Below are 26,252 nucleotides of genomic sequence, written 5' to 3'. Positions count from 1 at the left end.
GGGTTTTACGCGGGCGAGTACCGGATCACCCCGTCCTCGCCCGTCTCGCGCGTAAGCGTGCCATCCAGACACAACAAGTTCAGATGCGCGAGCGCTTCGCCAAGTGCGAAGGTCATCTGATGGATATCGAGCTTGCGCTTGAACATGATCGGCACGATATCTCCCGCGCTGCACGGACGCTGCGTGCACGCCTCGACCACTTCCGCAAGCCGCGCGCGATGATGGTCCCGCAACTGACCGATACGCGTGAGCACGCCGCGAAACGGCTTGCCATGCGAAGGCAAGGCGAGGACATCGGCGGGCAAGTGTTCGTAGCGTCCCAACGATTCGAGATATAGCGCAAGCGGATTGCCTTCTGGCTCGATAGCGAACACGGACACGTTCGTCGAGATGCGTGGCAAAACCATATCGCCGGAAATGAGCAGCTTGTCCGCCGCGCAATACAGCGCACTATGTTCGGGCGAATGACCGTAGCCCGAAATGATTTGCCATTCGCGTCCGCCAATCGCGATGCGGTCGCCATCGCGGATACGGCGGAACTCGGCGGGGATGGAAGGCACGAGCGTCGGGTAATAGCTGTCGCGCTTTCTCAATGCATCGAGCGATGCCTCGTCCGTTAGACCATGCGCCCCGAAGTGCTTCGCCGCGCGCTCGCCGCCCGCGTTCGAGCCATCGCCCGCGGCCATCACGCGGCCCATTGCATACTCGCCGAGCGCAATCCAGAGACGCACGTTCCAGCGTGCCTTGTCCCCACCCTTGCAGATCCAGTCGGCAAGACCGAGATGATCCGGATGGCAATGCGTGACGATCACGCGCAGCACAGGCAAGCCGTCGAGCGCGCTGTCGAACACGCTTTCCCAGTTCGCGCGAATATTTTCGTTCGAGATGCCGCAATCGATGATGGTCCAGCCCTGCACGCCATCGATCTCATCGCGCAATAGCCACAGATTGATGTGATCGAGCGCGAACGGCAAAGGCATGCGCAGCCAGTAAAGGCCAGGCGCGACTTCCTTCACGCGCCCCGCTTCGGGCAATTCGTCGGCAAAAACATAATCGAGTTGATGTTCGAGTGCGTTCATTCTTTTGCGCCTCTGAAGTGAGCATGAATGCGGGTTCAAGCCACGTTGCAATTTCGCCAGGTTGACGATAACGTAAACCTCATTCTAACGTCGCATGTGTGATCACGTGCTCCGGCGCCGGCAATGACTCAAGCAATTCACTACACCATCAGCGAACTGGCGCGCGAGTTCGACATCACGTCGCGCGCCATTCGCTTCTACGAAGACCACGGTCTACTCGCGCCCGAGCGCGAAGGCGCGAACGGCCTGCGGCGTGTGTATTCGTCACGCGATCGCACGCGCCTGAAACTCACGCTACGCGGCAAGCGGCTCGGCTTTACGTTGTCGGAGATTCGCACGCTGCTGGACTTGTACGACTCGCCCACGGGCGGCACGCGGCAGTTGCAGGCTTTTGTCGATACCATCGCGGCGCATCGCGAAGTGCTTGAGCGGCAACTCGTCGATCTCACCACGACACTCGCCGAACTCGAAACATACGAGAAGCAAGGCCGCGCGCTCCTTGCCGCTGGCGTCGAAAAGCGCGCCCGCAGAGCCAAAGCCGCATGATGGCCAACGAGACGCCCAGCCGACATGAATCACTTCCCCAAGCTGCTCTCGTCGCAAATAGGCTTCGATGTCGCGCAGACGATACTCGAAGGCTTCGATCGCCATTACCGCGTCTTTCGCGAAGCGGCAGTCGAGGCGAAGCATCTGTTCGAGGAAGGCAACTGGCAAGCGCTCGCGCAACGCGCACGCGACCGCATCGCGTCTTATGACGATCGCGTCGCGGAATGCGTGACATCGCTGGAAGACGAGTACGACGCCGAGACCATCGACGATGAAATCTGGCAGCAGATCAAGCTGCACTTCATCGGCTTGTTGACGACGCATCGGCAGCCGGAATGCGCGGAGACGTTCTTCAACTCGGTGTGCTGCAAGATCCTGCATCGCTCGTATTTCAACAACGATTTCATCTTCGTGCGGCCCGCCATTTCGACCGAATACATCGAGAACGACGAGCCCGCCGCCAAGCCGACGTATCGCGCGTATTACCCCGAGAAAGACGGGCTGCAGGCCACGCTCGAACGCATCGTCACGAACTTTCAGCTGGAGCCTTCGTTCGAGGATTTGCCGCGCGACGTGCATTGCGTGGTGGATGCAATCGAAGAGGCCTTTGGCCAACTCACGCCCGCGCCGAACTTTCAGATTCACGTGCTCTCGTCGCTGTTCTTTCGCAACAAGGCGGCATATGTCGTCGGGCGCATCATCAATGGCGATGCCTTACTTCCGTTCGCGGTTGCCATCCGTCACACGCAGCCGCACTTGCTGGCGCTCGACACCGTGCTCTTGAACCGGGAGCAGTTGCTCGTCATCTTCAGCTTCTCGCATTCGTACTTTCTCGTCGACATGGAAGTGCCGTCCGCGTATGTGCAGTTCTTGCGCAGCATTATGCCGGGCAAGCCGAAGGCCGAAATCTATACCTCGGTGGGCTTGCAGAAGCAGGGCAAGAATCTGTTCTATCGCGACCTGCTGCATCATCTGAAACATTCGAGCGATCGCTTCATCGTGGCGCCCGGCATCAAGGGGCTCGTGATGATCGTGTTCACGCTGCCTTCGTTTCCTTACGTGTTCAAGCTCATCAAGGACGCGTTTCCGCCGCCGAAGGAAACCACGCGCGAGAAGATTCAGGGCAAGTATCAACTCGTCAAGCGTCACGACCGCGTGGGCCGCATGGCCGACACGCTCGAATATTCGAGCGTCGCGCTGCCGCTTGCGCGCCTCGACGATGCGTTGATCCGCGAACTTGAAAAAGAAGCGCCTTCGATGATCGAATACGAAGGCGACAAGCTCGTCATCAAGCACGTGTATATCGAACGGCGCATGGTGCCACTCAATCTCTTTCTGCAAGGCGGCAGCGACGCGGACGTCGATCACGGCATCCGCGAATATGGCGACGCAATCAAGCAGTTGATTCAGGCGAACATCTTTCCCGGCGACATGCTGTACAAGAATTTCGGCGTGACGCGCCACGGGCGTGTCGTGTTTTACGATTACGATGAAATCGAGTATCTGACCGATTGCAACGTGCGTAGCGTGCCGCCGCCGCGCTACGAGGAAGACGAGCTGTCCGGGGAACCGTGGTATACCGTCGGGCCGCACGACATCTTTCCGGAGACGTACGGCACGTTCCTGCTCGGCGATCCGCGCGTGCGCGAAGCATTCATGCGTCATCACGCGGATTTTTTCGATCCCGCGCTGTGGCAGCGTCACAAGGAGCAGCTACAACGAGGCGAACTCGCCGATTTTTTCCCCTACGACCGGGCCCTGCGATTCTGCATCCGCTATCCGGAGCGTTTCGACAAGGCAACGGCATCGATACGCGCGGCTTGATACATCATCGAGCGCGCAAGTACCCGAAACACGACCATCACCATGACTGAGCAAAACGACCAAGCCTTCCATCCCCTCGCCCATCTCTTCGACAACAATCAGGCGTGGGTCGAACGCAAGCTATCCGACGACGCGGAGTTCTTCACGCGCCTCGCGCACCAGCAGGCGCCGGAGTATCTGTGGATCGGCTGCTCCGACTCGCGCGTGCCGGCGAACCAGATCATCGGCTTGCCGCCCGGCGAAGTGTTCGTGCATAGAAACATCGCGAACGTGGTCGTCCACTCGGACCTCAATGCGCTGTCCGTCATTCAGTTCGCGGTGGACTTGCTGAACGTGAAGCACATCATGGTCGTCGGCCACTACGGCTGCTCGGGCGTGGGTGCGGCGCTCGTCGGCCAGCGCGTGGGTCTCGCGGACAACTGGTTGCGGCACGTCGAGGACGTGCGCGAAAAACACGCGGCGCTGCTCGATGAATGGCCGGTTGGAGAAGCGCGGCATCGGCGTCTGGTCGAACTCAATACCATCGAGCAGACGCTCAACGTGTGCCGCACGACCATCGTCAACGACGCGTGGGCGCGCGGTCAGGACCTCACCGTGCACGGCTGGACCTATGGCGTGCACGATGGCCGCTTGCGCAACATGGGCATGATGATCAGCGCGCAAGACCAGGTGGATTCAACCTATCAGGCATGCCTCGCCGCGTTGACGCGCGGCGGCGCGCATGCCGCGGCGAACGATGTGATCGCGTCGGATGCGGCGCGGCTCGGCGACGTTCCCGCCGTCATTCAAGGCGTCATCAAGGAGCTGAAACATGAGTGAGACATCGAAGGATTCCGTGGTCATCGTATCGGCGGCACGCACGCCGATGGCCGCATTTCAGGGCGATTTCGCCTCGATGACCGCGCCGCAGCTCGGCGCGGTCGCGATTCGCGCGGCATGCGAACGCGCGGGTCTCGAACCCGCGCGGATCGACGAAGCGATCATGGGCTGCGTGCTGCCTGCGGGCCAAGGTCAAGCGCCTGCACGGCAAGCGGCGCTCGGCGCGGGCTTGCCGCTTTCCACCGGCAGCACGACCATCAACAAGATGTGCGGCTCGGGCATGCGCGCGGCCATGTTCGCGCACGACATGCTGCTGGCAGGCTCGGCCGATGTGATCGTCGCGGGCGGCATGGAAAGCATGACGAATGCGCCGTATCTGTTGCCGAAGGCGCGCGGCGGCATGCGCATGGGTCACGGTCAGGTGCTCGACCACATGTTCCTCGACGGCCTGGAAGACGCTTACGACAAGGGGCGTCTCATGGGCGCGTTCGCGGAGCAATGCGCGTCGTCGTATGAGTTTTCGCGCGAATCGCAAGATGCGTTTGCCGTCGAATCGTTGCGACGCGCTCAGCGCGCCAACGACGACGGTTCCTTCGCCTGGGAAATCGCGCCCGTCACGGTGCAAGGCAGAAAGGGCGATACGGTCATCGCGCGCGACGAACAGCCGTTCAAGGCGAACATCGAGAAGATTCCATCGCTCAAGCCCGCGTTTGCCAAGGACGGCACGGTGACGGCCGCGAATTCGTCGTCCATCTCCGATGGCGCCGCCGCGCTCGTGATGATGCTCGAATCCACCGCCAAGCGATTGGGCGTGACGCCGCTCGCGCGAGTCGTGGGTCACAGCACGTTCGCGCAGCAGCCCGCGTTGTTCACGACCGCGCCGGTTGGCGCCATTCGCAAGCTGTTCGAGAAGAACGGCTGGCGTTCCGGCGGTGTCGATCTCTACGAAATCAACGAGGCCTTCGCCGTAGTCGCCATGGCCGCGATGCGCGAGCACGATTTGCCGCACGACAAGGTCAACGTGAACGGCGGCGCGTGTGCGCTCGGACATCCTATCGGCGCGTCCGGCGCGCGCATTCTCGTGACCTTGCTTGCGGCGCTGAAGGCTCGTGGGCTCAAGCGCGGCGTTGCGAGCTTGTGTATCGGCGGCGGCGAAGCGACGGCCATGGGTATCGAACTGGTCTAAAGAGTTGGCGCCGTGCCACGACCATCCATAACAAGGGAAGATTGCACGTGACTTATCAGGTACATGGCGTTTCGTCATCGGGAAACTGCTACAAGGTGCGGCTCGCGCTCGAACAACTGAATCTGCCCTACGTCTGGCACGAAGTGGACATGATGAACGGCGCCACGCGCACCGAGTCGTTCCTGAAGCTCAATCCGAATGGCAAGGTTCCGGTGCTCGTCATCGACGAACAAACGGCGCTCACCGAATCGAACGCCATTCTCTGCTATCTCGCCGATGGCACGCCGCTCCTGCCCGCCGACCGGCTCGAACGCGCGCGCGTGCTGCAATGGATGTTCTTCGAGCAATACAGTCACGAGCCATATGTCGCGGTGGCGCGCTTCATCAAGCAGTTCCTGAAGAAGCACGACGATCCGCGGCTGCCCGACAAGATCGCTGGTTCGTACCGCGCGCTCGACGTGATGGAGCAGCATCTCGCCAGGCGCACGTTCTTTGCCGCCGAGCGCTACACGGTGGCCGATATCGCGCTTTACGCATACACGCATGTCGCGGATGAAGCCGGTCTCGATCTCGCTAGCTATCCTGCCATTCGCGCGTGGCTTGCGCGCGTGAAGAACCAGCCGGGGCGCATCGACATGCCGAGCGTGGATCAATGAAGCCGGTGGAATGTCCTTGCGGCGGAGCATCGCCCAATCAACATCCGAACGCCCGCGCGCCGCGTTATGAAGCGTGCTGCGGGCGCTTTATCGAAGCCGGCGCCTTTCCGGCGAACGCCATGGAACTCATGCGTTCGCGCTATACCGCTTACGTCCTCGGCAATACGACCTACCTGCGCGCGACCTGGGACGACAAAACCCGCCCGCCCGATCTCGATGTCTCGAACGACACGCACACACGCTGGCTCGGTTTGCAAATCAAACGTCACGCTGTGATCGATACACAACACGAGGAAGTCGAATTCGTCGCGCGCTACAAGGTCGGAGGGCGAGCGCATCGCTTGCACGAAGCCAGCCGCTTTTGCCGCGACAACGCCGGCCACTGGGTCTATATCGACGGTGACGTAAAAGAAAAGTAAATGTCTCTTTAAAACATATAAATCCGATTCAGTATTAATTTCCTTGATTTCTCCTTTCAAATTAAATGGTTACGGGGTTACGCTTATTGTGCAGTGCAATTTTGAACAGTTAATCTCTCTTCACGTCAGGGCGCTGTCATTGCCGCGCCCCGATGTTCGCAGCGAAGCCCCGTATTGAAGCCAATTGTCATGCCTTTTCTGGGCATGGCTCCCGGAACCCGCATCCGATACTGCTCATCATGAGCAGCGAGATAGGTTTGTGACTTCAATCGAGCATTTGGGGCCAAGCCAATCAAGCCTTAATCGGAGCGAGGCGGAGTTAAGGGATGGCGATCAGAACCTGGTTGGTCGGATGCAGCATGGTGTGCTCACTTGCGACATCGTTCTTCACGACTGTCGTGAAAGCCGAACCGATTGGCGGCGTTCGTCCTTCCGAAGGGCTTTCAGCCCCCGTCTTTGGCCAAATTCCTGACGCGCTCGACGCTCACCTTCCGGTCGTCGGCAATGGTCTGAACGAAAGCATCGTTCAAATTCCCGAAGCCGACATCTCGCTCGAAACGACCGTTTTCAAACCGGACGGCGCGGGTCCTTTCCCGATGATCGTCTTCAACCACGGCAAGCTCCCCGGCGACTCGCACGCCCAACCGCGCAATCGGCCGGTCGCGCTCGCACGCGAGTTCGTGCGTCATGGCTATGTCGTGGTCGTGCCGAATCGCCGCGGCTTCGCGGGCTCGGGCGGCGACTACGCCGGTCATGGTTGCGATGTCGAAGCCAACGGCTTCGCGCAGGCGGAAGACGTCGCCGCAGCGGTCGCGTACATGAGCCAGCAGCCTTATGTCGACAAGACGCATATCGTCGTGGGCGGCACCTCGCACGGCGGCTTGACGACCATGGCCTACGGTGCGCGCGAAGCGGTCGCGGCGCCGGGCGTGCGCGGTCTCATCAATTTCTCGGGCGGTCTGCGTCAGGACGAATGCGCCGGCTGGCAAAAGAATCTCGTCGATGCCTTCGGCGCTTATGGCGAGAACGTTCGTTTGCCTTCGCTGTGGCTCTACGGTGACAACGATTCGGTGTGGCAAGGCGACTTGTCCACGCAGATGTATGCCGCATTCGTGTCGCACGGCGCACGCGCGCAGATGACCGACTTCGGCACCTACAAGAACGACGCGCATCGGCTCGTCGGCGACCGCGACGGCGTGCAGGTCTGGTGGCCGCGCGTGAAGGCGTTCCTCGCGCAGGTCGGCATGCCGACCACGGTGCAATATCAGGTCGCCGAGCCGCATTCGCCGAAGGCCACCGACTTTGCGAACCTCGATGCCGTGCAGTCGGTGCCCTTCATCGATGAAAGCGGCCGCAACGGCTATCGCAACTTCCTGAGCCAATATTCGAGCCGCGCGTTCGCCGTGTCGAACTCGGGCGCGTGGTCGTGGGCCGAAGGCGGCGACGACCCGATGTCCGTCGCGCTCGCCAGTTGCCAGAAGCAGAGCGCCGATCCCTGCAAGCTCTACGCGGTGGATAACGCCGTCGTGTGGAACGAAGCGGGTGAGCAAACGCAGACTGCATCGCGCTGATACGCTTCTTCCCTCCAAATTTTTCGAACGCCGGCCTTGCGCCGGCGTTTTTGCTTCTTTCGCCCGTGTTGGCGGTCCGTTCGGCGAAGTTAGCCGCGATCGCGCTTTTCACCACTTCGTGGAAGCGTGCGCAGGCGATCCAGGACCCGGCCGAAAAGCGAAGCTTCCGGATATTTTCGCCATAATCGAAGCGCGCGAAGTCAGGCGCAATCCTCGAATAGCGCAGGCCCTCGCGGCTTGCCCGATGTATCCGGCTGGCGCCATGCGCCGCCTGGGAGCCGTTTTTGAACACAGAAGACAATCAGGACTGGGTCGCGCGCTCGCTCGCCGCGGTGTGGCACCCGTGCACTCAGATGAAACACCACGAGCGCATGCCGCTCGTGCCCATCGCGCGCGGCAAGGGCGCGTGGCTCTACGACCCGGCGGGCAACCGCTATCTCGACGCCATCAGTTCGTGGTGGGTCAATCTGTTCGGCCACGCGAATCCCGACATCAACCGCGCGCTCAAGGATCAGCTCGATACGCTCGAACACGCGATGCTCGCGGGCTGCACGCATGCGCCCGCCGTCGAACTGGCCGAACGCCTGTCCGCGCTCACACGGCACACGCTCGGTCATGCTTTTTTTGCGTCCGATGGCGCGTCCGCCGTCGAGATCGCGTTGAAGATGAGCTTTCACTTCTGGCGCAACCGTGGGCAAAGTGAAAAGCGCGAGTTCGTGTGCGTGGCGAACAGCTATCACGGCGAAACCATCGGCGCGCTCGGCGTGACCGATGTCGCGCTCTTCAAGGACGCATACGATCCGCTGATCCGCCACGCGCATGTGGTCGCATCGCCGGCGGCGAGTGGCGAAGACGAAGCCATCGACGCCATGCGCGCGCTCTTCGAACAACGCGCCGCGCATCTCGCCGCCGTGATCGTCGAGCCGCTCGTGCAATGCGCGGCCGGCATGGCGATGTACGACGCGTCGTATCTCACCCGCTTGCGCGCCCTGTGCGATGAACACGGCGTGCATTTGATCGCCGATGAGATCGCGGTCGGCTGCGGCCGCACCGGCACCTTCTTCGCGTGCGAGCAAGCGGGCATCTGGCCGGACTTCGTGTGCTTGTCGAAGGGCATCAGCGGCGGTTATCTGCCGCTTTCCATCGTGCTCACGCGCGATGACATCTACGCCGCTTTCTACGATGACGACGTCACGCGCGGCTTTCTGCATTCGCATTCGTACACGGGCAATCCGCTTGCATGCCGCGCCGCGCTCGCGACGCTCGATCTGTTCGAAAGCGCCAACGTGCTCGCGGAGAATCGCCGCAAAGCCGCGCTTTTGCGCGAGGCCTTGCAGCCGCTCGTGAAGCATGAACGCGTGCGCAATCTACGCGAGCGCGGCACGATCTTCGCGTTCGATGTCGTCACCGAAGATCGCGCGTTCTCGCGTCGCTTCTTCGAGTTGGGGCTGGAGCGCGAACTGTTGCTGCGTCCTATCGGCAAGACGGTTTATCTGATGCCGCCATACGTGCTCACCGACGACGAACTCGCGCTGCTCGCCAGGCGCACGCGCGAAACGCTCGATGCCACGCTGGCCGCCGCCGAGGCCTCCGCATGAGCGATACATCGAAAGCGCTCTACGAAACGCTGCAGCAAGGACTCGCCGATATCGACGCGCGCGGTTTGCGCCGCCGTCGCAGAACCATCGACAGCGCGTGTTCGGCGCGTATGACCGTCGATGGCCGCGCGATGATCGGCTTCGCGAGCAACGACTATCTCGGTCTCGCCGCCCACGAAGCGCTGCGGGAAGCGCTTGCCGAAGGCGCGTCGCTGTATGGCGCGGGCAGCGGCGGCTCGCATCTGCTGGGCGGCCATTCGCGCGCCCACGCGCAACTCGAAGACGATCTCGCCGCGTTTTCCGGCGGCTTCGTCGACAACCCGCGCGCGCTTTACTTCAGCACCGGTTACATGGCCAATCTCGCCGTGCTCTCGACGCTCGCCGGACGCGGCACGATGGTGTTCTCCGACGCGCTGAATCATGCGTCTCTGATCGATGGCGTCAGGCTCTCGCGCGCGCAGGTGCAAATTTATCCACACGCCGACATGGAAGCGCTCGACGCCATGCTCGATGCATCGCAAGCGGACGCGACGACGAAGCTCATCGTGACGGATACCGTGTTCAGCATGGACGGCGATATCGCGCCGTTGCAAAGTCTCGTGGAACTCGCGGAGAAATACGGTGCGTGGCTCGTCGTCGACGATGCCCACGGCTTCGGCGTGCTCGGTCCGCAAGGTCGCGGCGCGCTCGCGCAATTCGCGCTGCGCTCGCCGCATCTCGTCTATGTCGGCACGCTAGGCAAGGCGGCGGGCGTTTCCGGCGCGTTCGTCGCGGCAAGCGAGACGGTCATCGAATGGTTGATCCAGCGCGCGCGGCCTTATATCTTCACGACCGCGTCGCCGCCTGCCGTGGCGCACGCCGTATCCGCGAGCATCGGGTTGATCGGCAGCGAAGACGGCGATGCGCGACGCAAGCATCTGGCATCGCTCATCGAAACGACGCGCGGCATGTTGAAACGCACACGCTGGTTGCCGGTCGAATCGAAGACAGCGGTGCAGCCGCTCGTCATCGGCGGCAACGACGAAACGCTCGCGCTCGCCGCCGCGCTCGACAAACGAGGCCTCTGGGTTCCCGCGATCCGCCCGCCGACCGTGCCCGCGGGGACATCGCGCTTGCGCATTTCGTTATCGGCCGCGCATGGCGACGACGACCTCGCCCGACTCGACGAAGCACTTGGCACGCTCAGTAAAGAAACGACATGACCGCTTTATCGCTATTCGTCGCCGGCACCGATACGGAGATCGGCAAGACCTTCGTCTCATGCGCGCTGTTGCATGGCTTCGCGCGCGCGAACTTGCGCGCCGCCGCGATGAAACCCATCGCGTCCGGCGCAATCGAACGTGACGGCGTGCTGCATAACGAAGACGCCGATCAACTCGATGCCGCCGCCAACGTCGCGCTGCCGCCCGCCATTCGCACGCCGTTCATGATGCGCGAGCCGATTGCGCCGCATATCGCCGCCGCGCGTGAAGGCATTGCGCTGGATATCGGGCGCATCGTAAAGGCGCATCGCGTGGCGTGCGATCATGCGGATATCGTCGTCGTGGAAGGCGTGGGCGGCTTTCGCGTGCCGCTAGACGATACCCATGACACCGCCGATCTCGCCGTCGCGCTGAAGCTGCCGGTCGTGCTCGTGGTCGGCATGCGGCTCGGCTGCATCAGCCATGCGTTGCTGACCGCCGAGGCGATCACGTCGCGCGGCTTGCGCATCGCGGGCTGGGTGGCGAATCGCGTCGATCCGCACATGCTTTATCCGGAAGAAAACATTCATTCGCTGCAACACCGGCTCGATGCACCGCTCATCGGCGTGATTCCGCATTTCGCGCCATCCGACGCCGCGCGCGCCGCCGATCATCTCGACACGCGCCTTCTGCTCGACCGGCTTTTACTCAAGGACTGAATTCATGACGCAGACCATCACTGCCAACGCATCGTTGCAAACTGCCGCGCAAACCTCCGCGCCGACGCAAACGCCCGCGCAGGCGCGCTGGAAAGTCGCCGATATCGTCGCGCTTTACGACCTGCCGTTCAACGACCTGCTGTATCGCGCGCAAACGGTGCATCGCGAACATTTCGATCCGAACGCCGTACAGCTCTCCACGCTTCTGTCGATCAAGACCGGCGGCTGCGAGGAAGATTGCGCATACTGTCCGCAGTCCGTGCATCACGACACCGGCCTGCAAGCCGACAAGCTGATGGCCGTGGATGAAGTGCTGAAGGCCGCCGAAGCCGCCAAGGCCAACGGCGCGACGCGCTTTTGCATGGGCGCGGCGTGGCGCAATCCGAAGGATCGCCATCTTGAGCCGATCAAGGACATGATTCGCGGCGTCAAGGCAATGGGACTGGAAACCTGCGTGACGCTTGGGATGCTGGAGCCGCATCAGGCAGAAGGCTTGCGCGATGCCGGCCTCGATTACTACAACCACAATCTCGATACGTCGCCCGAGTTCTACGGCCAGATCATTTCGACGCGCACGTATCAGGATCGGCTCGATACGCTCGAACGCGTGCGCGATGTGGGCATCAACGTGTGCTGCGGCGGGATTGTCGGCATGGGCGAATCGCGGCGTGAACGCGCCGGTTTGATCTCGCAGCTCGCCAACATGGAGCCGTATCCGGAGTCGGTGCCGATCAACAATCTCGTGCAAGTGGCCGGAACGCCGCTCACGGGCACCGCGCCGCTCGATCCCTTCGAGTTCGTGCGCACGATCGCGGTGGCGCGTATCACCATGCCCAAGGCGATGGTCCGTCTTTCGGCCGGACGCGAGCAGATGGATGAAGCGTTGCAGGCGCTTTGTTTCGCGGCGGGCGCGAACTCGATCTTCTACGGCGATCAGTTGCTCACGACGAGCAACCCGCAAGCCGAAGCGGACCGCAAGCTGATCGAGCGTCTGGGAATGCGCGCGGAATCGGCGCAGAACGTCAGCGCGGAAGAACGCGGCTGCTCGAACTGAGCGGAGAGTAAAAAGAAAAGGGCTCGCGCGTGGCGAGCCCTTTCGGCTACTTCTTCTCGACCACCTGATCGAAAGTCCCGCCATCGGCGAAATGGGTTTGCTGCGCCTTCTGCCAGCTGCCGAAGATCTGCTCCACCGTGAACGTCTTGAGCGGCTTGAACTCGCTTGCATGCTTGGCCAGCACCTCCGTGTTACGCGGCCGCAAATGATGCTGCGCGATGATCTCCTGCGCTTGCGGCGTGTAAAGAAAGTCCACGTACGCCTGCGCTTCCTTGCGCGTGCCGCGCTTGTCCACCACCTTGTCGACGATGGAAACCGGCGGCTCCGCCAACAGGCTCGATGACGGATACACCGCATCGAAGTCCTTCGCGCCGACGCCTGCTTCGATCAGTCCGACTTCGTTCTCGAAAGTCACGAGCACGTCGCCGATATTGCGCTGCGTGAAGGTCGTGGTCGCACCGCGCCCACCGGTGTCGAGCGTCGGCACGTTGGCGAGGATCGCTTGCTCGAAGTCCAGCGCCTGCGCATCCGTTGCGCCCTGCTGCTTCTTGTAGCCCCACGCCGCGAGATACGTGTAGCGGCCATTACCCGAAGTCTTCGGATTCGCGATGATCACTTGCACGCCCGGCCGCGCGAGATCGCTCCAGTCCTTGATGTTCTTCGGATTGCCCTTTCGCACGAGAAACACCATGGTCGTCGTGTAGGGCGCGCTGCCGTTCGGAAGACGCGTGCGCCAGTTGGCCGGAACGAGTTGACCGCGTTCGGCAAGCAGGTCGATATCGTTGGGCTGATTCATCGTCACGACATCGGCTTGCAGTCCCTGAAGCACCGACAGCGCCTGCGCGCTCGATGCCCCATGCGACTGCTTCACCGTCACCGTTTCGCCCGCGCGGCTTTTGTAGTCGGCGATGAACGCCGTATCGATGTCCTTGTACAGTTCGCGCGTCACGTCGTAGGAGACGTTGAGCAACGAAGTATCGGCATGCGCGATGCCCGCCGTCATATAGAGCGCCGCGGCTGCCATCAGCACGCGCTTACTGTATCCCGCCATATCGTCCTCAAGAATGCGATTGCAAAAGAAAGGCCGCGCGATGGCGGCCGGATGGTTCATGTTCGTCGATGAAACCGGGCGCATCAGCCATACGCGTGCTCGTGCAAGGAGACTTCGCCCGCGAAACTTTCAGCAGGGTAAGCATATTGAGCCAGCGTGTCGATGAAATATTTCGCGCGCGGCCACGGACCGAAACCCGCCGCCGTGTTGATATGACCGGCATCGCCGAGATTCACGAACGCGCTCGAAAGCCGTGCTGCAAGATCGCGCGCGTGGTCGAGCGGCATCCACGGATCGGTTTCGCTGCCGACGAGAATGGAAGGCACGGCAAGACGCGTCGGTTCGAAGTGACCGGCGAAACGGAACTTCTCCGGGCTCGCGGGCGCGACGAACAATACGCCGACGACTTCGGCATCGGTTCGATTCTGCGCGAGCGCGTGCGCCGTCGCGAGACAGCCGAAGCTATGCGCGGCGAGCACGACAGGACGGCGAATGGTCGCGAGTTGCGCGAGCACCGCGTTCGCCCAGATGTCGAGATGCGGTGCGTCCCAGTCTGCCTGTTCGACACGCGATGTATCGGCATACTGATGCTCGAGCCAGCTTTGCCAGTGCGCGCCCTCGCTGCCGTGCAAGCCGGGCACCGTCAGCAGCGCGGGGCGCGGTGTTCGATTGCTGGTCGTCATGTGCGGTTCTCGCTGACATTGTTCACCTTGCATTTTCGCGTGGCACGCGGCAAGGACGAACGAATCAATCGTCATGTCGATATGCTCGCGGATGCAGCCGCACGCTTTTGCACCCTTTAGAATGGGTGGATCGAACGACGGAGGCGGACGTTGAAAATCATCTTCTACGAAGAGCACGCGGACACTGACGCATGGCTCGGCGGTTTGCGCCGCGAACTGCCGGACGCCGATCTGCGCATCTGGCAGCCTGGCGACACCGCGCCCGCCGATTACGCCATCGTCTGGCGCGCGCCGCGCGAACTCTTTGCGAACCGGCCGGAATTGAAGGCCATCTTCAATCTCGGCGCGGGCGTCGATGCAATTCTCGATGTCGAGCGCAAGGAACCCGGCACGTTGCCGCCGAACGCCACGCTCGTGCGTCTGGAAGACACCGGCATGGCGCAACAAATGGTCGAGTATTCGACGTATGCCGTTCTGCGCTATCTGCGCCGCTTCGACGAATACGAAGCGCTGCAAAGGGAGGGACGCTGGCAGAAGCTCACGCAGCATGCGCGCGCATCGTTCACGGTGGGTGTGCTGGGTCTCGGCGTTCTCGGTGGTGAAGTGGCGCGCGGGCTTCTCGAGCTCGGCGTGCCGGTGCGAGGCTACAGCCGCACGGCGAAGAAAATAGAAGGTGTCGAGGTTTATGCGGGTCCCGAGCGCTTCGATGCGTTTCTGGATGGCGTGCACGTGCTCGTCAACTTGCTGCCGCATACACCGGACACGGAAGGCATTCTCAACGCGCGCACTTTCGCGAAGCTCGCGCGCGGTGCTTATCTCGTGAACGTGGCGCGCGGTCCGCATCTCGTCGATGACGACCTTCTCGCCGCCCTCGATAGCGGCCAGCTCGCCGCCGCGACGCTCGATGTGTTTCATGTCGAGCCGTTGGCCAAGGAGCATCCGTTCTGGAAGCATCCGCGCGTGTCGGTCACGCCGCATATCTCGGCGGAGACGTTGCGCGAGGAGAGCATCGTGCAGATCGCGGCGAAGATCAAGGCGCTGTCGCGCGGGGAAACCATTGGCGGTATCGTGGATTTTTCGCGAGGGTATTGAATGCGGGACGTCAGTAAGTCAGTAAGTCAGTAAGTCACGGAACAGGAGACAGGCATGATCCCCACTCAAGTCAAGATCGTCGAAGTCGGGCCGCGCGACGGCTTGCAGAACGAGAAGGAATTCGTCGCCACGGAAACCAAGATCGAGCTCGTGAACCGGCTCGCGCGTGCGGGCATCGTCAATGTGGAATCCACTTCGTTCGTCTCGCCGAAATGGGTGCCGCAAATGGCGGATGCCAGCGCGTTGATGGCGGGCATCGAGCGTCGCGCGGGCACCATTTACTCCGTGCTCACGCCGAATTTGCGCGGCTTCGAGGGCGCGCTCGAAGCAAAGGCCGACGAGATCGTCATCTTCGGCGCGGCAAGCGAGGCGTTCTCGCAAAGGAATATCAATTGCAGCATCGCGGAAAGCATCGCGCGCTTCGAGCCGGTCGCGAAAGCCGCGAAGGACGCAGGCTTGCGTCTGCGCGGCAGCATCTCGTGCGCGCTCGGCTGTCCGTATCAGGGCGAGGTGAGCGTGGCGTCGGTGGTGGATGTCGTCGAGCGCATGAAGGCGCTTGGCTGCGACGAAATCGATATCGCGGACACCATCGGCGTCGGCACGCCCAAGCGCACGCGCGAAGTGCTGGCGGCGGCGTCGAAAGCGTTTCCGCGCGAACGCCTGTCAGGACATTTCCACGATACTTATGGGCAGGCCATCGGCAACATTTATGCAGCGCTGCTCGAAGGCATCGAGATATTTCATGCGTCGGTTGCGGGGCTCGGCGGCTGTCCGTATGCCAAGGGCGCGACAGGCAACGTCGCGACCGAAGACGTCGTGTATCTGATGAATGGACTCGGCATCCAGACGGGCATCGACCTGGATCGACTGGTCGAGACAGGCGACTTCATTTCGCGCGCCATCGGCAAGCCGAGTTCGTCGCGTGCGGGCAAGGCGCTGCTCGCCAAGCAGCGCGACGCCGTTGCCGCCTGCGTCTGACCTGTTGATCGTCCGATGGAAAGGAAAGCAATGACCGAAGTACAGAATCTCGATGACCTTCCCGATTCCGCGCGCCGCGTCGCGCTTCTGTTGCAGGAACGCGGTCACGCGCGGCCCGTCGTGATGCTGCCGGAAACCGGCAAGACATCGGCGGAAGCGGCGGCGGGATTGAACTGTTCCGTGGCGCAGATCGCCAAGTCCATTCTCTTCCGGCGCCGCGACGACGACGCGCCCGTGCTCGTGATCGCAAGCGGCGCGAATCGCGTGGACGAAGCGAAGGTCGCGGCGCGCGTCGGCGAACTGGCGCGCGCGGATGCGAAGTTCGTGCGCGAAAAGACCGGCTATGCCATTGGCGGCGTATGTCCGATCGGTCATGCGACCGAACCCGTGACGCTCATCGACGAAGACTTGCTCACGCTCGAAAGCCTGTGGGCGGCGGCGGGTCATCCGCACGCGGTGTTCAATCTGACGCCGCAAGAACTCGTGTCGCTGACGGGCGCGCCGGTCGTCGATGTCGCCTTGCGCGCATCATGAAAGGCAAAGTCGCGTCGCCGTGCGTGGACGTCTGTCGCATGAATCCGGAGACGGGCTTCTGCGACGGCTGCCTGCGCACCATCGACGAAATCGCGGCGTGGTCATCCATTGACGATGACGCGAAACGCGACGTGCTCGCGCGTGGCGAAAGCCGTCGTCGCGGCGCGCGCGTGGTGCGTATCGGCGAATCGTTCGAAGCGACGCTTGCCTTGCCGGCGGACTCCATTCGCCACTTCGCCACGCTCGTCAACGACACCAACCCGCTGCATCACGACGAAGCGTATGCGCGCGCCAGCCGTTTCGGCTCGCTGATCGCGTCGGGCACGCAACCGACCGCGCATCTCATGGCGATGATCGCCGAACACTTCTCGACTTACGCGCAACCGCTCGGACTGGAGTTCGGCATCAAGCTCACGCGCGCGGTGAAGGCCGACGACGTGCTCGCCATGCGCTGGCAAGTGCTCGATGCAAAGTGGAAGACGAGCCTTCGCGGCGACCTGGTGAAGCTCGCGGGCCGCGCGGTGAATCAGCTTGGCGAGACGGTGATCGAGGCGACGGCGACTATCGTCGTCATGCCGAAGGAGCAAGCGTGATCGCGCTGCCCGCTTCCATGACGGTGTTCGAGCGCGGCTGGTTGTCGTCGAACAACGTGCTCTTCGCGAGCGATGAAGGCACGGCGTTGATCGACACGGGCTACGTCTCGCACGCGCCGCAAACGCTGGCGCTCGTGCGGCACGCGCTCGGTGCGCGCAAGCTCGATCTGATCGTCAACACGCACTTGCATTCGGATCACTGCGGCGGCAACGCACTGCTGCAACGCACCTATGCGTGCAATACGCTGATCCCGCAAAGTGAAGCGCACGCGGTGCGTGTCTGGGACGAAGAGGCGCTGACGTTTCACGCCACGGCGCAGCGTTGTGACCGGTTCACGTTCGACGGCACGATCGAGAATGGCGCCACGCTCATGCTCGGCGACTTTGAATGGTCCGTGCTGGGCGCGCCGGGCCACGATCCGCACTCGCTCATGCTGTATTGCGCCGAGGCGCGCATCCTCATCAGCGCGGACGCGTTATGGGAAAACGGCTTTGGCGTGATTTTTCCGGAACTCGAAGGCGAAAGCGGTTTTGCGGAAGAACGCGCGGTGCTCGATCTCATCGCGCAACTCGATGTCGATGTCGTCGTTCCAGGCCACGGCGCGCCTTTCACCGATGTCGCGCGCGCACTCGACGTGGCCGCGTCGCGGCTCGACTATCTGTGCGCCGACCCTGCCCGCAACGCAAAGAACGCGCTGAAAGTGCTGATCGTCTTCAAGTTGATGGACGTGCGTTCGATGCCCTTCGACACCTTGCTCGCGATGACCGCATCTGCCCGCGCCATGCGCGCCGCCGCGAACGCGCTTGCCGCGCCCGCGCAGCATCGCGCATTGCTGGAAAAGATCGTCGGGGAATTGGCGCGCGGCGGATCGCTCACCGTGGAAGGCGACATGCTCTCGGCGGTATGAACTCCGCGCGCAAAAAGAAAGCCGCTTGTCAGCTACGGCAAGCGGCGGAATAGTATGGACGTGATCAACGTCGACGCCATCGTAACCCGCCGCTATATCACGTGCATCGGTGCTTTCCCTACAGTAAGTTGACGACACGCGCACACTAAAGGCAACCATGTTCGCGCTATCGACACTCATTTTAATGCCGTTTAATGCGATTTGCATGTGCGGCAAAGCGATGCATAAAGCCGTAAGCTCAAGGACAAAACAGGCATGACTTTGCTCTAGCAATAAGAAAAATCGGCATTGATGCAGGCAATTGCTTCCGCTACGATTAAAACGCCCGAGATTACTTAAATTTGAGTAATTTTGAGCCTCCATTTTTACAACTCATTACAAATCATAATGGACATTAATCGTAGAAATCTCGTATCTGCTTCCACTGTAGCGGTCCCGTTACTAGCGGGGTTAATGACATCCACGTCAAGTCAAGCACAGACGACAACGGCACAGGGGCGTTATCTCAGTATTCGTTTGAGAGACTCGGAGCTGCTACCCACCACGCAGATTTCGAACGCAAAAAGATGGAATTTTTTGCATTTCGGTTTGCCGTATGACCAGGTAAGCCACGTTAATCCCGATGGTTCATTGAGCCTGCCAAATGGCGTGTATGCTGTCGCGGGGCAAATGGTCGTTTCGGTGGCGGACGCGAACTTGGCTCAGGTCTCGATTAACAGAAGCGAGCCGAACCTGGCCGCAAGCGGCAAGGATGCATTCTACGACGACCCTTACTACTTCAAGGTAGCCACCGATCATGGGGGCAAGGCCGGCAATGTTATTATTCCTTTCAGCGGCATGCTTCAGTTGACTACCTGGACCGATTTTGCAATCTACACTTCGACCAACGTCTCCCTGCAGTCTGGCACTACGCTATTTATCTTTCCCGTGATCTAAGCGAGCAGAAGTGCCAAGTGCCGGCAAGCGCAGGCCAACTTCGCCGCTGGCACTGAATAAATATATCGTTAAAGGTCTTTCTTGAATCAAGCACGAAAAGATATCGGCATACTGGTGTATGTAGACAATGTTCCGAGTAACATCGAAGAATTTGGCTGGCTCTATAAGAGCATCATCCATACAGGCCTGTTTGACCGAAGCACGTTAATTGTCGTGTGCCATCCGGAAGCAACTTCTAAACTGCCGCGAGACAGTAATATAGTCGTTATTCCGAGCGTTCCTTATTCTCAGAAAAACAGCGAATGGTCGGATTATGGATACATTAATTCTGTCGCCAATCTCTGCGATAAAGCAGTTTTAGACGTTTGTCGGCAGTTCGATTACATTCTGAAAACAGATTGCGACACCTTTGTGACGCCCGCGCTGTCGAAGTTTCATCCTGCCGGCCTTTGCTTTGGTTTCGGAGCCTACGCATACGAGGCGTCGGTCCGACAGAAACTTAACGAATGCAGTGCCCGGTGGGGATTTCCTCATTCCGGCTTACACAATATCGGTGCGTCGGCGCTGGGGCCATCGACAATGGTGTGCGACTTTTTGCCGGCTCAAATGGACTGTTGCATCCGCCTGCTCGACGAGGAGTTCAAAGACTTCCGTGGAGAGTGGCCAGGCTGGTGCAGAAACGTGATCACCATGTATGCAGGAGAGCTAGCGCTACGTCGCACGTATCCGCAGCGTTGCTCAATAGGCCTTTTGGACCATTTCCCCTACGCGTCGCTTACGCATGGCAGCGATGTCCTGCATATTCATGCGTGGCAAACAGAAGAGTACTGGTCGAAATTGAAGTATCGCGAAGGCGCATACGATCACATTGCGCTGCAGGACATCGATAGGTCCACGCTGGGTGGTTATTGCCACTGGCTGGCGGCGTCCGATATAGAACAAGTCCGGGCCGAAGCCAACCAAGCACTTTCGACGCATGCGTAAGGCCGCCGCGTCTGGGATCATCGGCTCTTTGTCAGCAGAACTCTGCTTCGAAGAACGCACGCATCTCCACGAGTAACTCCTGCGGCACTTCCTCCGGCACGTAATGGCCGCAATCGAGCGCGCGGCCGCTTACGTCGCGCGCGACGCGCCGCCATTGACCAAGCACGTCAAACGCGCGCTCGAGCACGCCTTGCTCGCCCCACAGCACGCGCACGGGGCACGCTATCTTCACGCCGCGCTCGGTGTCGTCCCGGTCGTGTTCGAGGTCGATGCCCGCCGACGCACGATAGTCCTCGCATGTCGCAAACACCGCATCGGGCGCGGCCAGCGCATCGCGATACGCCTGCAGCGCGTGCGGCGCGAACGGCGCAAGACCCGCGCGGCCACGGCCCATCAAGTGTTCGATGAACCCGGTCGTATCGGCGCCGATCATCTTTTCCGGAAAGGGCGATGGCTGGTTCATCAGGAACCAGTGGAAATTGGCGCTCAACAACGCGCGGTCAGTGGCTTCGAACATCGCAAGCGTCGGCACGATATCGAGCAGCATCAGGCGATCGACGGCATCGGGAAAATCGATCGCCATGCGATGCGCGACGCGCGCTCCGCGATCGTGCGCGCACACGGGAAATCGTTCGAAGCGGAAGTGACGCATGACCGCGACCTGATCGGCGGCCATGGCGCGTTTGGAGTAAGGCGCGTGGCGTTCGTCGCTCGGTGGCTTGGCCGATGCGCCATAGCCGCGCAAGTCGGTGGCGATCACGGTGAAGTGCCGCGCGAGTTCATCGGCGCATGAATGCCAGATCTCGTGCGTTTGCGGATAGCCATGCAAAAGCAAAAGCGGCGGGCCGTCTCCGCCCTTCTCGCCGGCAATCTCGACGCCCGCCGCATTCACGCGAAACGGCTCGTAGCCTCTGAAGGACATGGTGTTTTCTTGTTCGTGGCGTAGCGGTCCATTGTAGGCGCGGCATTCCGAATGCTCGATGAGCAACGTGCACACAAACGGTGAAACCGAGGATTTCCTCGGGAATCGGAGGATGACAGGGCTGCGGCGCCTGTGCCTATAATCGAACGATCGTGCGTCTCAATTTAGCCGCTCGAAGACGACGCCCCAACCGTAAAATAAGTACGACATCCCGGAGACTCGCGCCATGGCACTTCCCGCCGTACTGCAGAACCTTGCATTGCCGGTCGTCGGCTCGCCGATGTTCATCGTCAGCTATCCCGAACTCGTGCTTGCGCAATGCAAGGCGGGCATCGTCGGTTCGTTTCCGGCGCTCAACGCGCGTCCCGCCGAATTGCTCGACGAATGGCTCACGCAGATTCAGGCATCGCTCGCCGAACACAAGTCCGCGAACCCGAATGCGGTCATCGGGCCGATCGCGGTGAATCAGATCATCCACCAGTCGAACGCGCGACTCGAACAGGACGTGCGCGTGTGCGTCGAGCACAAGGTGCCGATCTTCATCACGAGCCTGCGCGCACCGGTAAAGGAAATGATCGATGCGGTGCATTCGTACGGCGGGATCGTGCTGCATGACGTGATCAACTTGCGGCACGCGCAAAAGGCGCTCGAAGCGGGCGTCGACGGGCTGATTCTCGTGGCGGCGGGCGCGGGCGGCCACGCCGGCACGATCTCGCCGTTCGCGCTCGTCGGCGAAGTGCGGCGCATGTTCGACGGCCCCATCGTGCTGTCAGGCTCCATCGCCAACGGCGGCTCGATTCTCGCCGCGCAGGCCATGGGCGCGGACCTCGCTTACATGGGCACGCGCTTCATCGCGACGCGCGAGGCGCACGCGCTCGACAGCTACAAGCAGGCTATCGTCGATGCCAATGCCGCCGACATCATCTATACGAACCTCTTCACCGGCGTGCATGGCAACTACATTCGCCAGAGCATCGTGAATGCGGGACTCGATCCCGAAGCGCTGCCGCAGTCCGACAAGACCGCGATGAATTTCGGTGACAGCGCGGCCAAGGCGAAAGCGTGGAAGGACATCTGGGGCGCGGGCCAAGGCGTCGGCCTGATGGACGATGTACCGAGCGTCGCGCAACTGGTCGCGCGCTTGCGTCAGGAATACGACGAGGCGAAGTCGCGTTTGCGGATTGGCTGAAAAAAACGCTCGTCGCAGAGATTCAGATGAAAAAAAGCGCGTTCCGGTGATGATCCGGAACGCGCTTTTCGTTTGCTGCCGCAAGACTCAGAACTTGGCGCGAATGCCGACGCCGAAGGTATCGCCCGAAGACATGCTCGTGTACTTGTCGTTCAGGTACGCGGCATAGACGTCGGTGCGCTTCGACAGCGGGTAGTCGTAGCCTACGGCCCAGCTCTTATGCGTCTGGTCCAGACCGCCGTTGCTGCGCGAATACGCATAGGACGCCATTACCAGGCCCGGGCCGAGCGGCACCGTCACACCGCCCTGCCCCGTGTTCACGTGGAACGTGCCGGGGTCGATGTCGTTCTTCGTGTACATGTACTGGGCGAAGAACTTCACGTACTTCAAGTCGTACGACGCACCCAACTGGGCAACGCTCTGGCTCTTGTAGCCGGGAATGGCGAAGGCGTTCGAGGTGACCAGATCGCCCGGCGTGTTGTTGAAGTTCACATATTGATAAACGCCGGTCGCGGCGAACGGGCCGTGGAAGTACAGGAACTGCGCGCTGTACTTCTTCGAGCGGCCATCGCCCGCGTTGTTGCCGAAGCTGTACATCGCGCTGCCGGACAAGCCGTTGAAGTCGGGCGTCGTGTACTGCAACGAGTTGTTCCAGCCCGAATCGCCCGTCACGCCCTGATCCGTCGTGTAGGTCGGGAACGTGCCCTGACCGAGGAACACGTGATAGACCATCGGCGAGAAGACATACGAGTCGACGAACGGGTTGAACAGAATCGTCGAAACGAACAACTGCGTCGTCAGGCGGCCAGCGGTGAACGTACCGATCGGCCCTTGAATACCGACATACGAGTTACGTGCAAAGAACGTGTCGCCCTGGAAGCGGCCGTATTGGCCGTTCTGCGCGCGGAAGAAGCTTTCCAGGGTGAAGATCGCCTTGTAGCCGTTGCCCAGATCTTCAGCGCCCTTCAAGCCCCAGTACGACGTGGACATACCGCCGCCGCTCACATTCCAGGCGCGATCGCCGCCGGGAAACTTTTGTGCGCCGACCCATTCGTCGACCTGACCGTAAAGCGAGACGCTCGATTGCGCCTGCGCCGCGCCCGCGGCGAGAAAGCCGAACATGGCGGCGACTACGGTGGCCTTGACCGTGGTCTTCATCGCACGGTTGACGGTTGGCTTCATGAACTCTCCTGTCGTTTGTCAAAAATTGAATGCTTGGCGGGCGAGGAACGGTGCACTCGCCTCTTCTGTCGGCTAATGATTTCGGCGAGAGCGGTGTCGCTAGTGGAGCGGCACCATCTTTACGGACCATTTTTCCGGTCAAAAATGTTTTTGGTTATTGCGGGTATCACGGTTTGAATAGGCAGGCGCGCCTTTTCACGCTTCGATGCGCGTCGCTTCTCGCGTCAAAGCCGAATCGTTCCGAGCGGTCTTTATAGGAAGCCGAGCAACGGCGCGCCTTTGAAGGCGATGAAAGGGAAATCGAAACTGCTTTGGATTGCGAAATCCCGCGCAGGGCGCATTGTCCGTGCAGCGCGAAAAGAGAGGAATGTTTATGCGGTCACGAATGAACAACTGTGGCGTGATTGCGTCACCGTCACGGCGCAACTAGACGCGCAATTAATTTTTAGTTAACCACGAAGTTAACGCGCAAGCATTGCGGAATTGCACAAGACGTCGCAGCAGGTGAAGCTCAGTTGCGGAAGTTGGCGTTGCCGGAGGTGCGGCCATCATCGACCGGGCGGCCGGGTTGACGTGGCAGGCTGCGCTCTTCGTTATAGCGGGCGATGTCCGCGCGAATCGAACCCGCGCCTCTGAGCGACGCCGCCTGTTCGGCGCGCGGCACGGGCCGCACTTCGGCGCTCACTGGCGTGAGACCGTCCTTGGCGGCAACCGGCGTATGGTGCAGCGACTGACGGCTGCTCGCGGAATCTTGAAACACCGCCGACGACAGCCATTCGACACGCGGACCGGCAAGCGCGAGCGAACCCGCGACCGCCAGCGAAGAGATCGCGGTGGCTGCAAGAAAACGAGTCGTTGTGCGTATACCGATGAGCGCCATGTCGAGAAAACAGCCAGTGTCCGACACCATTCCTGCCCGTTAGCGACGCAAAAAGAGAAGTCGACGCCCAACGGACAACCGGTCAAAGTCGGACCAATGGCGACGGCGAGGAGATCTCGCGCGCACTCGTCGACCGGCATGTTCCACAATTTATTTCGCCCGGCGTCGGCCGTCGAGCCAAAAAGTGTTAGGCCCGATTCATGGTTGTAACACCATGTTACGTCGGAGTTTTTCCGCTGCATCCTGCTGATTTGAAAGACAAATCGTCCGATGAAAAAAGTCGCTCACGGAGGATTTGCGCACTGTCGAAGTGACCGGTCTGGCGGCCCGGTTGATGCTTCTGCATCGAAGGAAAACAAGCGCGCTCATGCGCGGTGGTAATCAATCAATCCTGTAAATGAATTTGCCTTTTCAATCGCCTACGAGCGAAAATCATGGTTTTTACTGACTTGACGCGCGCGGTACCCGAATACTTCGGCCCGTAAGCACGAGTGCGAGATCCAACCGATGGCGCGGCCCAAACTTCTTCCCGATAACTTCACGCTGGCGCTCGTCAGCACGGTCATCCTCGCGAGCTTTTTGCCTTGTCGCGGCAACGTGGCCACGGCGTTCAACTGGATCACCAACGTTGCAATCGGGCTGCTGTTCTTTCTGCATGGCGCAAAGCTATCCCGCGAGGCGATCGTCGCTGGCGCAACACACTGGCGGCTGCATCTTCTCGTTCTGTTGAGCACTTTTGTGCTGTTCCCGTTGCTTGGCTTCGCGCTCAAGCCGTTGCTCATGCCGCTCGTCACGCCTGCCCTTTACACCGGCATTCTGTTCCTGTGCACATTGCCCTCCACGGTGCAGTCGTCGATCGCGTTCACATCCATGGCAAAAGGCAACGTGCCTGCGGCGGTGTGCAGCGCGTCGGCGTCCAGCCTGCTCGGCATCTTCATCACGCCTGCGCTCGTCGGCTTGCTCGTGACGAGCAATGGCGCGACAACGGGTTCGCCGTGGCATACGGTTGGCAGCATCGTCATGCAATTGCTCGTGCCGTTCGTGGCGGGGCAGTTGCTGCGTCCGGCTATCGGCAAGTGGATCGACCGGCGCAAGGCGGTGCTCAAGTTCGTCGATCAAGGCTCGATTCTGCTCGTGGTCTATGTCGCGTTCAGCGAAGCCGTAAACGAAGGCATTTGGCATTCGATTTCCGCTTCCACGCTTTTGGGCCTTCTTGTCGTCAACGTGCTGCTGCTCACCGTCGCGCTCCTGGTAACGGCCTTCACCGCGCGGCGTCTCGGTTTCAGCCGCGCCGATCAGATCACCATCATCTTCTGCGGTTCGAAGAAGAGCCTTGCTTCCGGCATTCCAATGGCGAAGGTGATTTTCGCGTCCCATACGGTTGGCGCGGTCGTGCTCCCGTTGATGCTGTTCCATCAAATTCAGTTAATGGTGTGCGCGGTCTTGGCGCAACGTTGGGGCGCACGCAAGACCGCGACTGAACCCCCACGCGAAGGCAAGAACATCGCCGCAACCGCGCGGCGCTGACACATCTCCATCATCGTTTCCCGACAAAGGCCGCCTCGTGCGGCCTTTGTGCATTTGAACCCGTCTGATCGATACCGTCGACTCGGCCGGACGGCGTAAGTCGATTTGCCTGACTCCTGTCCGGCGCTTTTGCCTATCCCG

General features: G+C 61.1%; 26 protein-coding genes. 20 read left to right on the top strand and 6 right to left on the bottom strand.

The window, feature by feature from the left end; translation table 11 throughout:
* Nucleotides 1-5 precede the first annotated feature (5 nt).
* Complete coding sequence (locus tag LDZ28_RS00480; RefSeq protein ID WP_244826794.1) at nt 6-1,079, bottom strand: MBL fold metallo-hydrolase; 1,074 nt, start codon at nt 1,077-1,079, stop codon at nt 6-8.
* A gap of 123 nt (nt 1,080-1,202) precedes the next feature.
* Between LDZ28_RS00480 and LDZ28_RS00475 the strand changes: the two genes are divergently transcribed.
* The 11 genes from LDZ28_RS00475 (at nt 1,203) to bioB (ending at nt 12,652) form a co-directional block, all read left to right on the top strand.
* Nucleotides 1,203-1,625, top strand: a complete 423-nt coding sequence (locus LDZ28_RS00475; RefSeq protein WP_244826793.1) for a MerR family DNA-binding transcriptional regulator — start codon at nt 1,203-1,205, stop codon at nt 1,623-1,625.
* Nucleotides 1,626-1,649: 24 nt separating this feature from the next.
* Entirely contained in the window at nt 1,650-3,449 is a 1,800-nt protein-coding gene (aceK, locus tag LDZ28_RS00470) for a bifunctional isocitrate dehydrogenase kinase/phosphatase (protein ID WP_244826792.1), read from the top strand.
* 42 nt (nt 3,450-3,491) lie between these two features.
* On the top strand, nt 3,492-4,268 hold the full coding sequence (can, locus tag LDZ28_RS00465; protein WP_244826791.1) for a carbonate dehydratase: 777 nt from the start codon (nt 3,492-3,494) through the stop codon (nt 4,266-4,268).
* Nucleotides 4,261-5,454: an acetyl-CoA C-acetyltransferase gene (locus LDZ28_RS00460; protein ID WP_244826790.1), complete on the top strand. Its 1,194-nt coding sequence runs from the start codon at nt 4,261-4,263 to the stop codon at nt 5,452-5,454. Before can ends, LDZ28_RS00460 begins: the two co-directional genes overlap by 8 nt.
* 47 nt (nt 5,455-5,501) lie before the next feature.
* Complete coding sequence (locus tag LDZ28_RS00455; protein ID WP_244826789.1) at nt 5,502-6,110, top strand: glutathione S-transferase family protein; 609 nt, start codon at nt 5,502-5,504, stop codon at nt 6,108-6,110.
* Entirely contained in the window at nt 6,107-6,529 is a 423-nt protein-coding gene (locus tag LDZ28_RS00450) for a YchJ family protein (RefSeq protein ID WP_244826788.1), read from the top strand. The genes LDZ28_RS00455 and LDZ28_RS00450 overlap by 4 nt, the downstream gene beginning before the upstream one ends.
* A gap of 326 nt (nt 6,530-6,855) precedes the next feature.
* A complete protein-coding gene (locus tag LDZ28_RS00445; protein WP_244826787.1) occupies nt 6,856-8,100 on the top strand; it encodes a dienelactone hydrolase family protein in 1,245 nt (414 codons plus the stop codon).
* Nucleotides 8,101-8,384: 284 nt separating this feature from the next.
* Nucleotides 8,385-9,698, top strand: a complete 1,314-nt coding sequence (locus LDZ28_RS00440) for an adenosylmethionine--8-amino-7-oxononanoate transaminase (protein ID WP_244826786.1) — start codon at nt 8,385-8,387, stop codon at nt 9,696-9,698.
* Entirely contained in the window at nt 9,695-10,900 is a 1,206-nt protein-coding gene (bioF, locus tag LDZ28_RS00435; RefSeq protein WP_244826785.1) for an 8-amino-7-oxononanoate synthase, read from the top strand. Before LDZ28_RS00440 ends, bioF begins: the two co-directional genes overlap by 4 nt.
* Nucleotides 10,897-11,598: a dethiobiotin synthase gene (gene bioD, locus LDZ28_RS00430; RefSeq protein ID WP_244826784.1), complete on the top strand. Its 702-nt coding sequence runs from the start codon at nt 10,897-10,899 to the stop codon at nt 11,596-11,598. The genes bioF and bioD overlap by 4 nt, the downstream gene beginning before the upstream one ends.
* Before the next feature lie 4 nt (nt 11,599-11,602).
* Nucleotides 11,603-12,652 carry a biotin synthase BioB gene (gene bioB, locus LDZ28_RS00425; RefSeq protein ID WP_244826783.1) on the top strand — a complete coding sequence of 350 codons (1,050 nt, stop codon included), beginning with the start codon at nt 11,603-11,605 and terminating at the stop codon, nt 12,650-12,652.
* A gap of 46 nt (nt 12,653-12,698) precedes the next feature.
* On the opposite strand, the gene LDZ28_RS00420 is transcribed toward bioB, so the two are convergent.
* Nucleotides 12,699-13,676, bottom strand: a complete 978-nt coding sequence (locus tag LDZ28_RS00420; protein ID WP_244828157.1) for a sulfate ABC transporter substrate-binding protein — start codon at nt 13,674-13,676, stop codon at nt 12,699-12,701.
* Nucleotides 13,677-13,786: 110 nt separating this feature from the next.
* A complete protein-coding gene (locus LDZ28_RS00415; protein WP_244826782.1) occupies nt 13,787-14,386 on the bottom strand; it encodes an alpha/beta hydrolase in 600 nt (199 codons plus the stop codon).
* 150 nt (nt 14,387-14,536) lie between these two features.
* On the opposite strand from LDZ28_RS00415, the gene LDZ28_RS00410 reads away from it, so the two are divergent.
* From LDZ28_RS00410 to LDZ28_RS00380, 7 genes are all read left to right on the top strand, one after another.
* Nucleotides 14,537-15,478, top strand: coding sequence for a glyoxylate/hydroxypyruvate reductase A (locus tag LDZ28_RS00410; protein WP_244826781.1), 942 nt, complete (start codon nt 14,537-14,539; stop codon nt 15,476-15,478).
* 54 nt (nt 15,479-15,532) lie between these two features.
* Nucleotides 15,533-16,456 carry a hydroxymethylglutaryl-CoA lyase gene (locus LDZ28_RS00405; RefSeq protein WP_244826780.1) on the top strand — a complete coding sequence of 308 codons (924 nt, stop codon included), beginning with the start codon at nt 15,533-15,535 and terminating at the stop codon, nt 16,454-16,456.
* Nucleotides 16,457-16,486: 30 nt separating this feature from the next.
* Nucleotides 16,487-16,990, top strand: a complete 504-nt coding sequence (locus tag LDZ28_RS00400) for a YbaK/EbsC family protein (protein WP_244826779.1) — start codon at nt 16,487-16,489, stop codon at nt 16,988-16,990.
* 38 nt (nt 16,991-17,028) lie between these two features.
* Nucleotides 17,029-17,583 (top strand): DUF1289 domain-containing protein, encoded by a 555-nt coding sequence (locus LDZ28_RS00395; RefSeq protein ID WP_244828155.1) that lies wholly within the window; start codon nt 17,029-17,031, stop codon nt 17,581-17,583.
* Nucleotides 17,580-18,491 carry an MBL fold metallo-hydrolase gene (locus LDZ28_RS00390; RefSeq protein WP_244826778.1) on the top strand — a complete coding sequence of 304 codons (912 nt, stop codon included), beginning with the start codon at nt 17,580-17,582 and terminating at the stop codon, nt 18,489-18,491. The genes LDZ28_RS00395 and LDZ28_RS00390 overlap by 4 nt, the downstream gene beginning before the upstream one ends.
* A gap of 453 nt (nt 18,492-18,944) precedes the next feature.
* Nucleotides 18,945-19,427 (top strand): hypothetical protein, encoded by a 483-nt coding sequence (locus LDZ28_RS00385; RefSeq protein WP_244826777.1) that lies wholly within the window; start codon nt 18,945-18,947, stop codon nt 19,425-19,427.
* A gap of 81 nt (nt 19,428-19,508) precedes the next feature.
* The gene (locus tag LDZ28_RS00380; protein ID WP_244826776.1) at nt 19,509-20,411 is read left to right on the top strand and encodes a hypothetical protein; all 903 of its coding nucleotides are present in this window, start codon (nt 19,509-19,511) and stop codon (nt 20,409-20,411) included.
* A gap of 31 nt (nt 20,412-20,442) precedes the next feature.
* Here the strand turns inward: LDZ28_RS00380 and LDZ28_RS00375 are convergent, their stop codons facing one another.
* The gene (locus LDZ28_RS00375) at nt 20,443-21,333 is read right to left on the bottom strand and encodes an alpha/beta fold hydrolase (RefSeq protein WP_244826775.1); all 891 of its coding nucleotides are present in this window, start codon (nt 21,331-21,333) and stop codon (nt 20,443-20,445) included.
* 226 nt (nt 21,334-21,559) lie between these two features.
* Here LDZ28_RS00375 and LDZ28_RS00370 point away from each other — a divergent pair, with 226 nt between their 5' ends.
* Nucleotides 21,560-22,522 carry a nitronate monooxygenase family protein gene (locus LDZ28_RS00370; protein WP_244826774.1) on the top strand — a complete coding sequence of 321 codons (963 nt, stop codon included), beginning with the start codon at nt 21,560-21,562 and terminating at the stop codon, nt 22,520-22,522.
* Between the two features lie 87 nt (nt 22,523-22,609).
* Here the strand turns inward: LDZ28_RS00370 and LDZ28_RS00365 are convergent, their stop codons facing one another.
* Together LDZ28_RS00365 and LDZ28_RS00360 are read right to left on the bottom strand one after the other, a co-directional pair.
* Nucleotides 22,610-23,704 carry a porin gene (locus tag LDZ28_RS00365; protein ID WP_244826773.1) on the bottom strand — a complete coding sequence of 365 codons (1,095 nt, stop codon included), beginning with the start codon at nt 23,702-23,704 and terminating at the stop codon, nt 22,610-22,612.
* A 511-nt stretch (nt 23,705-24,215) separates the two neighbouring features.
* The gene (locus tag LDZ28_RS00360; protein ID WP_244826772.1) at nt 24,216-24,614 is read right to left on the bottom strand and encodes a hypothetical protein; all 399 of its coding nucleotides are present in this window, start codon (nt 24,612-24,614) and stop codon (nt 24,216-24,218) included.
* 477 nt (nt 24,615-25,091) lie between these two features.
* Between LDZ28_RS00360 and LDZ28_RS00355 the strand changes: the two genes are divergently transcribed.
* Complete coding sequence (locus LDZ28_RS00355) at nt 25,092-26,111, top strand: bile acid:sodium symporter family protein (protein WP_244826771.1); 1,020 nt, start codon at nt 25,092-25,094, stop codon at nt 26,109-26,111.
* Nucleotides 26,112-26,252: the final 141 nt, after the last annotated feature.

Origin of the sequence: Caballeronia sp. TF1N1 (genome assembly GCF_022878925.1) — a bacterium.
Taxonomy (GTDB): Bacteria; Pseudomonadota; Gammaproteobacteria; order Burkholderiales; family Burkholderiaceae; genus Caballeronia.
The sequence above is the reverse complement of the archived record's forward strand: the minus strand, read 5'-3'. Positions and strand labels throughout refer to the sequence as shown.